The organism is Klebsiella sp. X1-16S-Nf21 (assembly GCF_002837615.1).
In the GTDB taxonomy this organism is placed as follows: Bacteria; Pseudomonadota; Gammaproteobacteria; order Enterobacterales; family Enterobacteriaceae; genus Klebsiella; species Klebsiella variicola.
Window position 1 is genome coordinate 53,159 of record NZ_PJDK01000027.1, and the last position, 15,615, is coordinate 68,773.

The following is a 15,615-nucleotide window of genomic DNA, read 5'->3' on the forward strand; positions in this document are numbered from 1 at the left end:
TTCATACGCGTTAACCGTCAATTCTTACGGGCATCATGGAAAAAGATCCTATTCCTCAGGCCACGTCGCCCCTGGCTACGTGGCTTTCTTATCTGGAACATCTGCACAGTAAAACCATCGACCTGGGGCTGGCACGCGTCAGCGAGGTCGCCGGGCAGATGGATATCGTTAAACCGGCGCCATTTGTTTTTACCGTCGCGGGCACCAATGGCAAAGGCACCACCTGCCGCACGCTGGAAACCGTCCTGATGGCGGCCGGCTATAAAGTGGGGGTCTACAGCTCCCCGCATCTGGTGCGCTACACCGAACGCGTGCGCATTCAGGGAGCGGAACTGCCGGAGGCCGCGCATACGGCCTCGTTTGCTGAAATCGAAGCCGCGCGCGGTGACATCTCGTTGACCTATTTTGAGTACGGCACGCTCTCGGCGCTATGGCTGTTTAAGCAGGCGCAGCTGGATGTGGTGATCCTTGAGGTCGGGCTGGGTGGCCGTCTCGACGCCACCAATATCGTAGATGCCGACGTCGCGGTGGTCACCAGCATCGCCCTCGATCATACCGACTGGCTGGGGCCGGATCGCGAAAGTATCGGCCGGGAAAAAGCGGGTATCTTTCGCGCCGGTAAACCGGCGGTGGTGGGTGAGCCGGATATGCCGCACACCATTGCCGACGTGGCCAGCGAGAAGGGCGCGCTGCTCCAGCGCCGCGGCGTCGACTGGTGCTATGAGGTGGAGGACGATACGTGGTCCTTCCGCGACGCGGCCGGGGCGTTAAGCCGCCTGCCGTTGCCTCAGGTGCCGTTGCCGAATGCGGCGACGGCCGTGGCGGCGCTGCGCGCCAGCGGGCTTGCCGTGGATGACGCCATCCTACGCGATGGGATCCGCGACGCGATGCTGCCGGGCCGTTTTCAGATAATCAGCGATGCCCCGCGGGTGATCCTCGATGTAGCGCATAACCCGCACGCGGCGGCCTATCTCGCCGGGCGTCTCAAAACGTTAGCGAAAACGGGACGCGTGCTGGCGGTTATTGGTATGCTGCATGATAAGGACATTGCCGGTACGCTGGCCAATCTGGCCCCGGAAGTCGACGCCTGGTACTGCGCGCCGCTGGAAGGCCCGCGCGGCGCGACGGCGGAGCAGCTGTTGGAACATTTGCGTGGCGGCACAGTCTATACCAGCGTGGCGCAGGCGTGGCATGCGGCCATGGCTGACGCTAAAGTGGAAGATACCGTGCTGGTGTGTGGTTCGTTTCACACCGTAGCGCAGGTTATGGAAGAGATAGACGCGGGGAGAATCGGTGGCGAGTAAGTTTCAGAACCGTTTAGTCGGGACAATCGTGCTGGTGGCGCTGGGGGTGATTATCCTGCCAGGGCTGCTGGACGGGCAGAAAAAGCATTACCAGGATGAGTTTGCCGCGATCCCGCTGGTGCCGAAACCGGGCGATCGCGATGAACCGGATATGTTGCCAGCGGCGACCCAGGCGTTGCCTTCGCAACCGCCGGAAGGAGCGGCGGAAGAGGTGCGGGCGGGCGATGCCGCCGCGCCATCGTTAGATCCATCGCGTATTCCGGTGAACAGCAACAGCTTCGACGACGTTCAGGAGCCGGTGGTGGCCGCGAAACCGCAGCCCAAGCCGCAGCCGAAACCACAGCCGCAGCCGCAACAGCAGGCCGCGACGCCAACGCCGCCGCCGGCTAAGCCACAGCAGCAACAGCCACCGCAGCAGCAGGCGGCCCTGCCGGCGCCGACCGGGAAAGCCTATGTGGTTCAGCTGGGCGCGTTGAAGAACGCCGATAAGGTGAATGAGATTGTGGGTAAACTGCGGGCCTCGGGGTTCAAAGTCTATACGTCGCCTTCGACGCCGGTACAGGGTAAAATTACCCGCATCCTCGTCGGCCCGGATGCGTCAAAAGACAAGCTGAAAGGCCAGCTGGGCGATCTACAGCAGATCTCCGGGCTTAGTGGGGTCGTGATGGGCTTCACCCCAAACTGATTGTTTTTTCCGCCATGCGGAGAGAACGTGGCGGGGAGAAACGCCCCGCAAACCCTGTCTCAGCCGCCCTCAAGAGGCGAAAGGCAGTCTGGCGTTGAATGTTTTTTCAGCGCCATTTTTATTTCTGTAGGGCATGGAAATCCCTACGCAAACGTTTTCTTTTTCTGTTAGAATGCGCCCCGAACTGGACGACAGGGCGTAAATCGTGGGACGTATATGGTCTGGATTGATTACGCCATTATGGCGGTGCTGGGTCTTTCTTGCCTGGTCAGCCTGATCCGCGGCTTTGTTCGCGAAGCTTTATCGTTAGTGACGTGGGGTTGCGCGTTTTATGTCGCCAGCCATTACTACGCTGACCTGTCTGTCTGGTTTACGGGCTTTGAGGATGAACGGGTTCGAAATGGGATTGCTATTGCGGCGCTGTTTATCGTGACGCTCATCGTTGGCGCTATCGTGAACTATGTGATAGGCCAGCTGGTGGAGAAGACCGGTTTGTCAGGAACCGACAGGGTATTGGGGATCTGCTTCGGCGCGCTACGTGGGGTGCTGATCATCGCCGCTATCTTGTTCTTCCTGGACACCTTTACCGGGATGGCGAAGAGCGATGACTGGCATCAGTCGCAGTTTATTCCCTATTTTACCCCTGTCATCAGATGGTTTTTTGAATACCTGCAAAGCTCGTCAAGTTTCTTGCCTAAAGTATAGACTTTGGGTCGTTGCTGAACGAGGAAAAGACGTATGTGCGGTATTGTCGGTATCGCCGGTGTTATGCCGGTTAACCAGTCGATTTATGATGCGCTAACGGTGCTCCAGCACCGTGGACAGGATGCCGCTGGCATCATCACCATTGATGCCAACAACTGCTTCCGGTTGCGTAAGGCTAACGGGCTGGTAAGCGACGTATTCGAAGCCCGCCACATGCAGCGTATGCAGGGCAATATGGGTATTGGCCACGTGCGTTATCCTACGGCGGGCAGCTCCAGCGCCTCCGAGGCGCAGCCGTTTTACGTTAACTCGCCGTATGGCATCACATTGGCGCATAACGGCAACCTGACCAATGCGCACGAGCTGCGTAAAAAGCTGTTTGAAGAAAAACGCCGCCATATCAATACCACCTCTGATTCCGAAATCCTCCTCAATATTTTCGCCAGTGAGCTGGATAACTTCCGTCACTACCCGCTGGAAGCGGACAACATCTTCGCTGCAATTGCGGCGACCAACCGCCTGATCCGCGGCGCGTACGCGTGCGTCGCGATGATCATCGGTCATGGCATGGTGGCCTTCCGCGACCCTAACGGCATTCGCCCGCTGGTGCTGGGTAAACGTGACGTTGGCGACGGTCGCACTGAGTATATGGTGGCCTCGGAAAGCGTGGCGCTTGATACGCTTGGTTTTGAATTCCTGCGCGATGTCGCGCCGGGCGAAGCGGTCTATATTACTGAGAAAGGCCAGCTGTATACCCGTCAGTGTGCCGATAATCCGGTCAGCAACCCATGCTTGTTCGAGTACGTCTATTTTGCCCGTCCGGACTCGTTTATTGACAAAATTTCCGTCTACAGCGCCCGCGTCAACATGGGGACTAAGCTGGGCGAAAAGATTGCCCGCGAGTGGGAAGATCTGGATATTGACGTCGTTATCCCGATCCCGGAGACCTCCTGCGACATCGCGCTGGAAATCGCCCGCATTCTCGACAAACCTTATCGTCAGGGCTTTGTGAAGAATCGCTACGTCGGCCGGACGTTTATCATGCCCGGTCAGCAGCTGCGTCGTAAATCTGTTCGCCGTAAGCTCAACGCCAACCGTGCGGAATTCCGCGATAAGAACGTGCTGCTGGTCGATGATTCCATTGTACGCGGCACCACCTCGGAGCAGATCATTGAGATGGCGCGCGAAGCGGGGGCGAAAAAAGTGTATCTGGCCTCCGCTGCGCCGGAAATTCGTTTCCCGAACGTGTATGGTATCGATATGCCGACCGCCAACGAACTGATCGCCCATGGCCGCGAAGTGGATGAGATCCGCCAGATCATCGGCGCCGATGGCCTGATTTTCCAGGATCTCAACGATCTGATCGACGCAGTGCGCGCGGAGAACCCGGATATTCAACAGTTTGAATGTTCTGTCTTCAACGGCGTATATGTGACCCGGGATGTCGACCAGCAGTACCTCGACTATCTTGACTCCCTGCGTAACGATGATGCCAAAGCGGTCCAGCTGCAGAACGAAGTCGAAAACCTCGAGATGCACAACGAGGGTTAACCCGTTCGCGCGTCGCGGCCCGCCGCTCCTGAGGGACGGCGGGCTTTTTTTCGCCCCTCAACTGCGCATCAATAGTTGCGCCACAGGCTATAATCCGGCAAAGTCTGCGGCACACGCGCAAGGGGTAACAGAACGTGAAACGACTGATTATTGGCATTTCTGGCGCCAGCGGCGCTATCTATGGCGTGCGGATGCTGCAGGTGTTGCGGGATGTGCCGGAGATTGAGACCCATCTGATCCTCAGCCAGGCGGCACGGCAAACGCTGGCCCTCGAGACCGACTTCAGCGTGCGCGACGTGCAGGCGCTGGCCGATGTGGTGCATGACGCCCGCGATATCGCCGCCAGTATCTCTTCCGGTTCGTTTAAAACCGCCGGGATGGTGATTTTACCCTGCTCAATGAAAACGCTCTCTGGCATTGTCCATAGCTATACGGATGGCCTATTGACGCGGGCGGCCGATGTTGTGCTGAAGGAGCGTCGTCCGCTGGTGCTCTGCGTGCGGGAGACCCCGTTCCATCTCGGCCATCTGCGACTGCTGGTTCAGGCCGCGGAGCTCGGGGCGGTGATAATGCCGCCGGTGCCGGCCTTTTATCATCGGCCGCAAAGCCTGGATGATGTCATCAACCAAACCGTCAACCGGGTGCTCGATCAGTTCGATATTAGCCTGTCTCAAGACTTGTTTACTCGCTGGCAGGGGGCACAGGATTGCACTAAATAAGTGCAGTCAATGTACGCTTGCGCCGCAGTGGTGCAAATTTGTCGTCCCGATCAAATCCTCGACATTTATTTCGTCTTTTTGCGCTGAGGCACTGCGGTTTCGCCAGTAATGCTGGTATCTTCCCTTCCAAGACAATCCTGCAACTTTATTTTAACAAATTTAACCCTGTTCCCGGCACGCACCGGGAAGATGGCACAAAAACTGCAGGATTGATCGGCAATCACCATAACAAGCAACGCACCACATCACGACACGACACTTAAGGGTACTGTATGAAGAAGACGATTCTGGCTCTCTCTTTACTCGTGGGAATGAGCAGCACAGCCAGCGTGTTTGCTGCTCTGCCGCAGAGCATTCGCATTGGCACTGACGCGACCTATGCGCCATTTTCGTCGAAAGACGCAAAAGGGGACTTTGTTGGTTTTGATATCGATTTAGGCAATGAACTGTGCTCCCGAATTAAGGTGAAATGTACCTGGGTCGGCAGTGATTTTGACTCCCTGATCCCCTCCCTCAAGGCGAAGAAAATTGACGCCATCATCTCTTCGCTCTCCATTACCGAGAAGCGTCAGCAAGAGATCGCTTTCTCTGACAAGCTTTATGCCGCTGACTCGCGTCTGATCGCCGCCAAAGGGTCGCCGATCCAGCCGACGCTGGAGGCGCTGAAAGGCAAGCACGTCGGGGTGCTGCAAGGTTCTACTCAGGAAGCCTATGCCAATGACCGCTGGCGCAGCCAGGGCGTTGACGTGGTGGCCTACCAGAACCAGGATCTGATCTATTCAGATCTCGCAGCTGGCCGTCTGGATGCGGCGCTGCAGGATGAAGTCGCCGCCAGCGAAGGCTTCCTGAAACAACCTGCCGGGAAAGATTTCGCCTTCGCCGGCCCGTCGGTGAAAGATAAAAAGTACTTTGGCGATGGTACCGGTATCGGTCTGCGTAAGGACGACGTCGAACTGAAAGCTGCGTTTGATAAAGCGCTGGGCGAGATACGTAAAGACGGCACCTACGACAAAATGGCGAAGAAATACTTCGATTTTAACGTTTACGGCGACTAAGACTGCTGCAGGCCCGCACAATAGGGTGGGCCTGCCGCCAGGTTCGTATCCATGCCCCAAAAGGGTGCATCCAAACACGCTGTGGATCTTTTCAGTGCAAAAGCAGCCAGTTTTTTGGCTAAAAAATGCATAGTTAAGCGTTTCTGATGCAAAAAATCGGCCTTTCTGGTGCATAAATCTTTGCCCTCAAGGGGCGAATAATGGCACGATAACTGGCGTAAATAGTTCTAATAAACCCGTTAGAATGACAGTCTGTCGAGGATAGTTATGAAAAAACTGGCGTTGTCTCTCTCTTTAGCGCTGGCCCTTTCCAGCGTTTCCACAGTCTTTGCCGCCATTCCGCAAAAAATTCGTATTGGCACCGATCCGACTTATGCCCCCTTCGAATCGAAGAATGCGCAGGGGGAATTGGTGGGTTTTGATATCGATCTGGCAAAAGAGCTGTGTAAGCGTATTAATACCCAATGTACCTTTGTTGAAAACCCGCTGGATGCACTGATCCCCTCCTTAAAAGCGAAGAAAATCGACGCGATTATGTCTTCGCTGTCGATTACCGAAAAGCGCCAGCAGGAAATTGCCTTCACCGACAAGCTGTACGCGGCAGATTCGCGTCTGGTGGTGAAAAAAGGCAGCCCGGTAACGCCGGATCTCGCCACCCTGAAGGGTAAGCGCGTGGGTGTGCTGCAGGGGACGACTCAGGAAACCTATGGCAATGAGCACTGGGCGCCGAAAGGTATCGAAATTGTCTCCTATCAGGGGCAGGACAATATCTATTCCGACCTGACCGCCGGCCGTATCGACGCCGCGTTCCAGGATGAGGTCGCGGCCAGCGAAGGGTTCCTGAAACAGCCTATCGGTAAAGATTACCAGTTTGGCGGCCCGTCAATTAAAGACGAGAAGCTGTTCGGCGTCGGTACCGGTATGGGGCTGCGTAAGGAAGACAACGAACTGCGTGAAGCGCTGAATAAGGCGTTTGCAGAGATGCGTAAGGACGGCACCTACGACAAACTGGCGAAAAAATACTTCGATTTTAACGTATACGGCGAATAATTCTCACGCCTCACCATTGCGTGCGTTTCGCGCGCAATGGTGAATGACAGACAGGGTAGGCAGCATGCTGTATGGGTTTTCACAGGTTATTTTGCAGGGTGCGCTCGTCACCCTGGAGCTTGCGCTCAGCTCGGTCGTTCTCGCCGTCCTGATAGGGCTGGCGGGCGCTGGCGCAAAGTTATCGAGCAACCGTCCTCTGGCGCTGGTATTTGAAGGCTATACCACACTGATTCGCGGCGTGCCCGATCTGGTGCTGATGCTGCTGATTTTCTATGGCCTGCAGATTGCGCTGAACAGCGTCACCGATGCGCTGGGCATGGCGCAGTTTGATATCGATCCGATGATCGCCGGGATTATTACCCTCGGCTTTATCTATGGTGCCTATTTTACGGAAACTTTCCGCGGCGCCTACCTTGCGGTGCCGAAGGGGCATATCGAAGCGGCTACCGCCTTTGGCTTTAGCGGCGGGCAGACGTTCCGGCGTATTCTGTTCCCGGCGATGATGCGCTACGCGCTGCCGGGGATCGGCAACAACTGGCAGGTTATTCTCAAGGCAACGGCGCTGGTCTCGCTGCTGGGGCTGGAGGATGTGGTCAAAGCCACGCAGCTGGCCGGGAAAAGCACCTGGCAGCCGTTCTATTTCGCCATCGTCTGCGGCCTGATTTATCTGGTGTTTACCACCCTTTCTAATGGCGTACTGCTGCTGCTCGAACGCCGCTATACCGTTGGCGTGAAGAGGGCTGACCTGTGATTGAAATTATTCAGGAGTACTGGAAATCACTGCTGTGGACCGACGGCTATCGCTTTACCGGCGTGGCGATTACCTTATGGTTGCTGATCTCATCGGTGGTGATGGGCGGCATTCTGGCGGTGTTTCTGGCCATTGGCCGCGTCTCGAGCAATAAATTTATCCAGTTCCCCATCTGGTTGTTCACTTACATCTTTCGCGGCACGCCGCTGTATGTACAACTGCTGGTTTTTTACTCCGGCATGTATACCCTGGAAATCGTCAAAGGCACGGAGCTGCTGAACGCTTTTTTCCGCAGCGGGCTAAACTGCACGGTGCTGGCGTTAACCCTGAATACCTGCGCCTATACCACTGAAATTTTCGCCGGGGCGATCCGCTCAGTACCTGCCGGAGAAATTGAAGCGGCACGGGCCTACGGCTTCTCGTCCGTCAAACTGTACCGCTGCATTATTCTGCCTTCCGCGCTGCGCATTGCGCTACCGGCCTACAGTAACGAAGTGATCCTGATGCTGCACTCCACCGCGCTGGCGTTTACCGCTACGGTGCCGGATCTGCTGAAAATCGCTCGCGATATTAACTCCGCGACCTATCAGCCGTTCACTGCCTTTGGCATCGCCGCGGTGCTCTATTTAATTATCTCGTATGTGCTGATTAGCTTGTTCCGTAAAGCGGAAAAGCGCTGGTTGCAGCATATCAAACCTTCTTCGACGCATTGAGAACGCCATGTCCGACAATAAATTAAACGTTATCGATCTGCACAAACGCTATGGGGAACACGAGGTGCTGAAGGGCGTCTCCCTGCAGGCGAAAGCCGGGGACGTTATCAGTATCATCGGTTCATCGGGTTCCGGAAAAAGTACCTTTTTGCGCTGCATTAACTTCCTTGAAAAACCGAGCGAAGGCACGATCGTCGTCAGTGGCCAGAATATTGGCCTGGTGCGGGATAAGGACGGCCAGCTGAAGGTGGCTGATAAGAACCAGCTGCGCCTGCTGCGCACCCGCCTGACCATGGTGTTCCAGCATTTCAATCTGTGGAGCCATATGACGGTGCTGGAGAACGTCATGGAGGCGCCGATTCAGGTGCTGGGCTTAAGCAAACAGGAAGCGCGCGATCGCGCGGTAAAATACCTGGCCAAGGTCGGGATTGACGAACGTCAGCAGGCGAAATACCCGGTGCATCTCTCCGGCGGCCAGCAGCAGCGTGTCTCGATTGCCCGCGCGCTGGCGATGGAGCCGGAAGTGCTGCTGTTTGATGAGCCAACGTCCGCTCTGGATCCGGAACTGGTGGGCGAAGTGTTGCGTATCATGCAGCAGCTGGCGGAAGAGGGAAAAACCATGGTGGTGGTGACCCACGAAATGGGCTTTGCCCGCCACGTCTCTTCGCATGTTATTTTCCTGCATCAGGGCAAAATTGAAGAAGAAGGGCATCCGGACGCGCTGTTTGGCGCGCCGAAAAGCCCGCGCCTGCAGCAGTTTCTGAAAGGGTCGCTGAAATAACCGGCTCACCCGGCGTCTGTAGGCGTCGGGTGAGCTTCCCGCTCCAGCCGATAGATCCAGTCATCGTAATCGATGCCGTTCAGATGATAGGCTTTCTCCAGCACCTGGGTGCGCACAAAGCCTTGTTTCTCCAGCAGGCGCGATGAGCCATGATTTTCACTCAGCACCCAGGCATTGATGGCCTGCACCCCCAGCGTGCTGAAACCATAATCGCAGATCGCGCGCAGCGCTTCGCTGGCATAGCCTCTTCCCTGAGCCTGCGGTAACAGGGCGTAGCCGACGTCAGCCTCGTGCGGATTTTTCGGACTGATGCGTAGCCCAATATCGCCCAGCGCGTCGCCGCGTTTATCACGCAAAACAAACACCCCGGGATCGGCACAGCGGCTGGCAAACACGCTGCGTAGCGCCGTCTCGCTTAACACTTCCCCCATAAAACGCATCACCAGCGGATCCTGGCGCAGGCGCAGAAAAAAGGGCCAGTCATCGGTAACAAAGCGGGTAAGCGAAAGGCGTGGTGTGGTGATGGTTGTCATAAAGCAGTCAATACGCAGAAAGAAAAGCCTACCTTAGCACTTTGCTTCGCCAGGTAACATCGGCGAACCGGCCGGCTGGCGGTGAATTCAGGCGATTAAGGGCGCTGGTTGTCCTGAATATGGCGATGCTGCAGCGCCAGGGTGAGGCCGCCATCCAGGCGTGGAGCATGAGCCAGCAGAATGGAATCAGGGGAGCCAATGCTCCCCTGTGTCAGCCATTAACGCAGCACATCCTTTAGCGCTTCTTCCAGATCGTACCAGCGGAAGGCGAAGCCAGCGGCTTCCAGTCGCTTAGGCAGCGCGCGCTGGCCACCGAGCACCAGGACGGCAGACTCACCCATCAGCAGGCGAATAGCAGCGGCAGGAACGCGGAAAATGGCTGGTCGATTGAGCGCATGACCCAAGGCGTGGGCGAACTGTTCGTTATGCACTGGGTAGGGAGAAACCATATTGAACGGACCGCGTAGATCGTTATCCAGCAGCCACAGAATGCCGTTAACCATATCGTCGATATGGATCCAGGCCAGATACTGTCTGCCGCTGCCGATAGGCCCACCGAGGCCGAGCTTAAAGGCGGGCGTCATTTTGCCGAGAATACCGCCCCGCGGGGCCAGTACCACGCCGGTGCGCAGCAGGCAGACGCGGGTACGTTCGCTTTGCGCTTCGCAGGCAATTTGCTCCCAGCGGGCGCAAAGCTTATGGGTAAACTCATTGTGCGGTGGTTCTTCTTCGGTCACCACCACCTCGCCGAGATCGCCGTAGTAGCCGGTGGCAGACCCGCTGATCAGCACGGAGGGAGGCGTGTCGCTGGCGTGGATCAGGCCCACCAACCGCTGAGTGAGATCCCAGCGGCTATGGCACAAGCGTTGTTTCTGCTCGGCCGTCCAGCGTTTATCAGCTATGGGCTCACCTGCCAGATTAATAACGGCATCAATATCATTGAGGTGGTGATGGCCTTCGAAATCGCGCCACAGCGTGACGCGCGGATCGAGGCGGGCGCGGGCGCTATCCGGGTGCCGCGTGGAAACCGTGACGCTATGCCCCAGCTCCAGCAACCGGGGTATCAGATGTCGGCCAATCAGGCCGGTGCCACCCGTAAGCAGGATCTTCATACCACCTCCCTGACATCGTTATCGCCGCCAGCTCATGGTCATCGACACCGAGTCGGCATAGCGTAGCGCATGAAGTTTATCGATCTCCACTTCAGCATATGTGACCCAGTGATGTTCGCATGCGATATTCAGCACATCCTGAGTTAATTTTTCCAGCAACGAGAAACGGCCATTCTCAAGATGGCTGATGATGCGCTTGGTAATGGTGCGGTAGTTCAGGGCATCATTGATGTCTTCGCTATCGCGCGCCTTATCGGCGGGATAGTGAATCGCCACATTCACCACCACGTCCTGGCGGTTGGCGATCTCTTCCTCTTTAATTCCAATAAAAGTACGCAGGCGCAGGTTCTTAATACGAATAATGGCGTCTGGTTGAGACATTGCAGGCTTCCTCCGTGTTGTAAGTTCTGCAATCATACAACAAAGCGCGACGGGCGAGCAGGGGGTTAATAAGGCTGAATTTTTAGCATCGCTTCAATGGTCGCCGGTCGCTGCTTAATGCGCTCATACCAGTTATGCACCGCCGGGTAGTTCGCCAGATCGATACGCTGTCGGACATGGTTGTTGACCCAGGGCCAGGCGGCAATATCGGCGATGCTGTAATGGTCGCCGCCAAGCCACGGACTGGCTTCGAGGCGGTGGTTGAGAACCCCGTACAGTCGCTGGGTTTCCACCTGAAAACGTTCAATGGCATAGGGTACCGTTTGCGGCGCCGAGTGGGCAAAATGCTGATTTTGTCCCAGCATCGGCCCAAGACCGCCGACCTGCCAGAATAGCCATTGCAGAGTAATATTGCGCTCCCGCAGTTCACCGCTCAGCAGCTTGCCGCTTTTCTCCGCCAGATAGAGCAGGATGGCGCCGGACTCGAAGACGCTCAACGGCGCCCCGCCATCGACAGGCATATGGTCGACAATCGCCGGGATTTTGTTATTCGGCGAAATCGCCAGAAACTGTGGATGAAACTGCTCCCCTTTGCCGATATCGACCCGAATTAGCCGATAGGCCAGCTGCGCCTCTTCGAGAAACAGGGTGATTTTGTGGCCGTTTGGGGTGGGTGCATAGTAGAGATCGATCATAATATTTCCCGCCGTCGTGGGTCGCAAACTGTTCGAGTATAGGTGAAGCTGCGCAACCCGGGTGGAAATCCGCGAGCGGCGCATCGGTCTGGAGGCAGCCAGGTGATGCTGACTCGCGGACGAGCAGTGACATCCCCGGCAAGCCAGGCTATGTTGGCTTATTGTCCTGTCTACCATCCTTGAGGAAGCCATGAGCCAGCCTGTGATTACCCTGTGGTCCGATGCCGATTTTTTCTCACCGTATGTGATGTCTGTCTATGTCGCCCTGCAGGAAAAGAGCCTGCCTTTTAGCCTTAAAACCGTCGACCTGAACCGCGGCGAACATCTGCAGGCCGGCTGGACGGGCTATACCGCCACCCGTCGCGTACCGCTGCTGGAGGTTGATGATTTCGCGCTGAGCGAGTCCTCGGCGATTACCGAGTATCTGGATGAGCGTTTCGCCCCGCCGGAGTGGGAGCGTATATACCCGCATGATCTGCAAAAACGCGCCCGCGCCCGGCAGATCCAGGCCTGGCTGCGCAGCGATCTGGTGCCGATTCGTGAAGAGCGATCGACCGCCGTGGTGTTTGGCGGGGTGAAAATGCCGGCCCTCAGCGAGGCAGGCAAGCAATCTGCGGAAAAACTGTTTACCACCGCCGCCATGCTACTGGCCCACGGCGGGCAAAATTTATTTGGCGAATGGTCCATTGCCGACGCCGACCTGGCGCTGATGCTCAATCGTCTGGTTCTCAATGGCGATGAGGTGCCGGAGACGCTGGCCGATTATGCGACTTTTCAGTGGCAACGGGCCTCAATCCAGCGTTACGCCGCGCTTTCCGCCAAACGCGCAGGCTGATCGCCCGCCGCGCTTCCGCTATCATAGTGGCATTGTAACCAGTGGAGATGGAATCTATGAAACTGATGTTTGCCTCCGATATTCACGGTTCGCTGCCCGCTACGGAACGCGTGCTTGAACGATTCACGCAAAGCGGCGCCAGGTGGCTTATTATTCTCGGCGATGTGCTCAATCACGGGCCACGCAATGCGCTGCCGGAAGGGTATGCGCCGGCGGAGGTGGCCGAGCGGCTTAACAGCGTGGCGGAGCGCATTATTGCCGTTCGCGGCAATTGCGACAGCGAAGTGGATCAGATGCTACTTCGTTTTCCCATGACCGCGCCCTGGCAACAGGTGCTCAGCGAACGCTACCGCCTGTTTCTGACCCATGGCCATCTTTATAGCCCGGAAAATTTGCCGCCGCTGGACGCTGGCGATGTTCTGGCTTACGGCCATACTCATATTCCGGTTGCGGAAAAACGCGGTGCGATCTACCTGTTTAACCCTGGCTCAGTGAGTATCCCGAAAGGGGGATATTCCGCCAGCTATGGGCTGCTGGATCAGGGGCGTCTGCAGGTTTTAGCACTCAATGATAATCAGGTTATTGCAGAGGTCGCAATTTACCCGTAATTTAGCCCTCAATCATAAAGACGCGCCGCGAGAGCGCTTTCAAAGTAAGGTTTCCTGATGGCGGAACAGAATCATTTGGCAAGCACAGAATGGGTCGATATTGTTAATGAAAACAATGAGGTGATAGCACAATCCAGCCGCGAGCAGATGCGCGCGCAGTGCCTGCGTCACCGGGCGACCTATATCGTCGTTCACGACGGAATGGGAAAAATTCTGGTGCAGCGACGCACCGAGACAAAAGACTTTCATCCGGGCATGCTGGATGCCACCGCCGGAGGCGTCGTTCAGGCCGATGAGCAACTGCTGGAGTCTGCCCGTCGCGAGGCCGAAGAAGAGTTAGGCATCGCGGGAGTGCCGTTTGCCGATCACGGTCAGTTTTACTACGAAGATAAGTTCTGTCGCGTCTGGGGAAGCCTGTTCAGCTGCGTCTCGCATGGGCCATTTGCGCTGCAGGAAGAAGAGGTCAGCGAGGTGTGTTGGTTAACGCCGGAAGAGATCACCGCCCGCTGCGATGAATTCACGCCGGACTCGCTGAAAGCGCTGGCGCTGTGGATGACCCGTAACGCGGGTAATGAGTATGATGACGCGGAAGAGGGCGAGTAATACCGCAATCGCGCAGCAGCAACAGCTGCTCGCCTCCTGACGAAAAAAGGCAGCCATCTGGCTGCCTTTTGCTTTTATCTCAGCGGGGAATTACTTCTGCTGCTGAGCTGACTGGATCGCGGTCAGAGCGATGGTATAGACGATATCGTCAACCAGGGCGCCACGAGACAGGTCGTTGACCGGCTTGCGCATACCCTGCAGCATCGGCCCGATGGAGATCAGGTCGGCAGAGCGCTGTACCGCTTTGTACGTGGTGTTACCGGTGTTCAGATCCGGGAAGATGAAAACGGTCGCGCGGCCAGCAACCGGCGAATTCGGCGCTTTGGATTTCGCCACGTCAGCCATGACGGCGGCGTCGTACTGCAGCGGGCCATCGATCATCAGGTCAGGACGTTTTTCCTGCGCCAGACGGGTCGCTTCGCGGACTTTCTCGACATCGCTACCCGCGCCGGAGGTACCGGTGGAGTAGGAGAGCATCGCTACGCGCGGTTCGATACCGAAAGCAATGGCGGAGTCAGCGGACTGAATAGCGATTTCCGCCAGCTGTTCTGCCGTCGGATCCGGGTTGATCGCGCAGTCGCCGTAGACATAAACCTGTTCCGGCAGCAGCATGAAGAATACGGAAGAGACCAGCGAGCTGCCCGGTGCGGTTTTGATCAGCTGCAGCGGCGGACGAATGGTGTTGGCGGTGGTGTGAACCGCGCCGGACACCAGGCCGTCGACTTCGTCTTGCTCCAGCATCAGGGTGCCGAGAACCACGTTGTCTTCCAGCTGCTCGCGAGCGACGGCTTCGGTCATGCCCTTGCTCTTACGCAGTTCGACCAGGCGAGCCACGTAGCTTTCGCGAACCACTTCCGGGTCGACGATTTCGATACCCGCGCCCAGCTCAACGCCCTGCGCTGCGGCAACGCGGTTGATCTCATCCGGGTTACCCAGCAGCACACAGGTGGCGATGCCACGTTCCGCACAGATAGCGGCGGCTTTCACGGTACGCGGTTCGTCGCCTTCCGGCAGGACAACGCGTTTGCCGGCTTTGCGCGCCAGCTCGGTCAGCTGGTAGCGGAAGGCTGGCGGGGAGAGACGGCGGCTGCGCTCGGAGGTCGCGGTCAGCGATTCGATCCAGTCGGCGTTGATGTAGTTGGCCACGTATTCCTGAACTTTCTCGATGCGCTCGTGATCGTCAACCGGTACTTCGAGGTTGAAGCTCTGCAGGCTCAGGGAGGTCTGCCAGGTATTGGTATTGACCATAAACACCGGCAGGCCGGTGGCGAAGGCACGTTCGCACAGCTTGCTGATGCGCGCGTCCATTTCATAGCCGCCGGTCAGCAGGATGGCGCCGATTTCCACGCCGTTCATCGCGGCCAGGCAGGCAGCGACCAGCACGTCAGGACGATCTGCCGAGGTGACCAGCAGCGAGCCTGCACGGAAGTGCTCCAGCATGTGTGGGATGCTGCGCGCGCAGAAGGTCACGGATTTCACGCGGCGGGTGTTGATATCGCCTTCGTTGATGATGGTGGCATTCAGGTGATGCGCC

At 57.1% G+C, this 15,615-nt stretch carries 20 protein-coding genes; 14 read left to right on the forward strand and 6 right to left on the reverse strand.

Going from position 1 to position 15,615, the window contains the following annotated elements:
• The first annotated feature begins 35 nt into the window (after positions 1-35).
• The 5 genes from folC (at position 36) to CW267_RS14330 (ending at position 4,964) form a co-directional block, all read left to right on the forward strand.
• A complete protein-coding gene (gene folC, locus CW267_RS14310) occupies positions 36-1,304 on the forward strand; it encodes a bifunctional tetrahydrofolate synthase/dihydrofolate synthase (protein WP_012967502.1) in 1,269 nt (422 codons plus the stop codon).
• Positions 1,294-1,989 (forward strand): cell division protein DedD, encoded by a 696-nt coding sequence (dedD, locus tag CW267_RS14315; protein WP_008803928.1) that lies wholly within the window; start codon positions 1,294-1,296, stop codon positions 1,987-1,989. Before folC ends, dedD begins: the two co-directional genes overlap by 11 nt.
• Positions 1,990-2,205: 216 nt before the next feature.
• On the forward strand, positions 2,206-2,694 hold the full coding sequence (cvpA, locus tag CW267_RS14320; protein ID WP_002913214.1) for a colicin V production protein: 489 nt from the start codon (positions 2,206-2,208) through the stop codon (positions 2,692-2,694).
• A gap of 33 nt (positions 2,695-2,727) precedes the next feature.
• Positions 2,728-4,245, forward strand: a complete 1,518-nt coding sequence (gene purF, locus CW267_RS14325) for an amidophosphoribosyltransferase (protein ID WP_002913213.1) — start codon at positions 2,728-2,730, stop codon at positions 4,243-4,245.
• Positions 4,246-4,379: 134 nt separating this feature from the next.
• Positions 4,380-4,964, forward strand: coding sequence for a UbiX family flavin prenyltransferase (locus CW267_RS14330; RefSeq protein ID WP_008803929.1), 585 nt, complete (start codon positions 4,380-4,382; stop codon positions 4,962-4,964).
• 65 nt (positions 4,965-5,029) lie between these two features.
• On the opposite strand, the gene CW267_RS30575 is transcribed toward CW267_RS14330, so the two are convergent.
• Positions 5,030-5,191, reverse strand: a complete 162-nt coding sequence (locus tag CW267_RS30575) for a hypothetical protein (RefSeq protein ID WP_012540975.1) — start codon at positions 5,189-5,191, stop codon at positions 5,030-5,032.
• A 45-nt stretch (positions 5,192-5,236) separates the two neighbouring features.
• On the opposite strand from CW267_RS30575, the gene argT reads away from it, so the two are divergent.
• From argT to hisP, 5 genes are all read left to right on the forward strand, one after another.
• Entirely contained in the window at positions 5,237-6,019 is a 783-nt protein-coding gene (gene argT / locus CW267_RS14335; RefSeq protein WP_008803930.1) for a lysine/arginine/ornithine ABC transporter substrate-binding protein ArgT, read from the forward strand.
• Between the two features lie 267 nt (positions 6,020-6,286).
• Positions 6,287-7,069 carry a histidine ABC transporter substrate-binding protein HisJ gene (gene hisJ, locus CW267_RS14340; protein WP_002913209.1) on the forward strand — a complete coding sequence of 261 codons (783 nt, stop codon included), beginning with the start codon at positions 6,287-6,289 and terminating at the stop codon, positions 7,067-7,069.
• 64 nt (positions 7,070-7,133) lie between these two features.
• The gene (locus tag CW267_RS14345) at positions 7,134-7,820 is read left to right on the forward strand and encodes a histidine ABC transporter permease HisQ (protein WP_004201769.1); all 687 of its coding nucleotides are present in this window, start codon (positions 7,134-7,136) and stop codon (positions 7,818-7,820) included.
• Complete coding sequence (gene hisM, locus CW267_RS14350; RefSeq protein WP_002913207.1) at positions 7,817-8,533, forward strand: histidine ABC transporter permease HisM; 717 nt, start codon at positions 7,817-7,819, stop codon at positions 8,531-8,533. The genes CW267_RS14345 and hisM overlap by 4 nt, the downstream gene beginning before the upstream one ends.
• A 7-nt stretch (positions 8,534-8,540) precedes the next feature.
• Positions 8,541-9,314: a histidine ABC transporter ATP-binding protein HisP gene (gene hisP, locus CW267_RS14355; protein ID WP_008803931.1), complete on the forward strand. Its 774-nt coding sequence runs from the start codon at positions 8,541-8,543 to the stop codon at positions 9,312-9,314.
• Positions 9,315-9,319: 5 nt separating this feature from the next.
• Here hisP and CW267_RS14360 read toward each other — a convergent pair whose 3' ends face one another.
• Positions 9,320-9,847: a GNAT family N-acetyltransferase gene (locus CW267_RS14360; protein ID WP_008803932.1), complete on the reverse strand. Its 528-nt coding sequence runs from the start codon at positions 9,845-9,847 to the stop codon at positions 9,320-9,322.
• Positions 9,848-9,966: 119 nt separating this feature from the next.
• On the opposite strand from CW267_RS14360, the gene CW267_RS30580 reads away from it, so the two are divergent.
• A complete protein-coding gene (locus CW267_RS30580; protein WP_046621444.1) occupies positions 9,967-10,086 on the forward strand; it encodes a hypothetical protein in 120 nt (39 codons plus the stop codon).
• On the opposite strand, the gene CW267_RS14365 is transcribed toward CW267_RS30580, so the two are convergent.
• The 3 genes from CW267_RS14365 to yfcG form a co-directional block, all read right to left on the reverse strand.
• Positions 10,066-10,959 carry a TIGR01777 family oxidoreductase gene (locus CW267_RS14365; RefSeq protein WP_008803933.1) on the reverse strand — a complete coding sequence of 298 codons (894 nt, stop codon included), beginning with the start codon at positions 10,957-10,959 and terminating at the stop codon, positions 10,066-10,068. The genes CW267_RS30580 and CW267_RS14365 overlap by 21 nt on opposite strands.
• An 18-nt stretch (positions 10,960-10,977) precedes the next feature.
• Positions 10,978-11,340 carry a dihydroneopterin triphosphate 2'-epimerase gene (gene folX / locus CW267_RS14370; RefSeq protein WP_002913200.1) on the reverse strand — a complete coding sequence of 121 codons (363 nt, stop codon included), beginning with the start codon at positions 11,338-11,340 and terminating at the stop codon, positions 10,978-10,980.
• A 65-nt stretch (positions 11,341-11,405) separates the two neighbouring features.
• Entirely contained in the window at positions 11,406-12,035 is a 630-nt protein-coding gene (gene yfcG / locus CW267_RS14375) for a GSH-dependent disulfide bond oxidoreductase (protein ID WP_100781317.1), read from the reverse strand.
• Between the two features lie 190 nt (positions 12,036-12,225).
• Between yfcG and yfcF the strand changes: the two genes are divergently transcribed.
• The 3 genes from yfcF to yfcD are packed head-to-tail and all read left to right on the forward strand — an operon-like array spanning position 12,226 to position 14,081.
• Complete coding sequence (gene yfcF, locus CW267_RS14380) at positions 12,226-12,870, forward strand: glutathione transferase (RefSeq protein ID WP_016161591.1); 645 nt, start codon at positions 12,226-12,228, stop codon at positions 12,868-12,870.
• A 56-nt stretch (positions 12,871-12,926) separates the two neighbouring features.
• Positions 12,927-13,478: a phosphodiesterase gene (gene yfcE, locus CW267_RS14385; RefSeq protein WP_043876250.1), complete on the forward strand. Its 552-nt coding sequence runs from the start codon at positions 12,927-12,929 to the stop codon at positions 13,476-13,478.
• Positions 13,479-13,535: 57 nt separating this feature from the next.
• Positions 13,536-14,081, forward strand: a complete 546-nt coding sequence (yfcD, locus tag CW267_RS14390; RefSeq protein WP_012540981.1) for an NUDIX hydrolase YfcD — start codon at positions 13,536-13,538, stop codon at positions 14,079-14,081.
• Positions 14,082-14,171: 90 nt separating this feature from the next.
• On the opposite strand, the gene pta is transcribed toward yfcD, so the two are convergent.
• On the reverse strand, positions 14,172-15,615 hold a 1,444-nt coding region (pta, locus tag CW267_RS14395; protein WP_101148631.1), incomplete at its 5' end, for a phosphate acetyltransferase.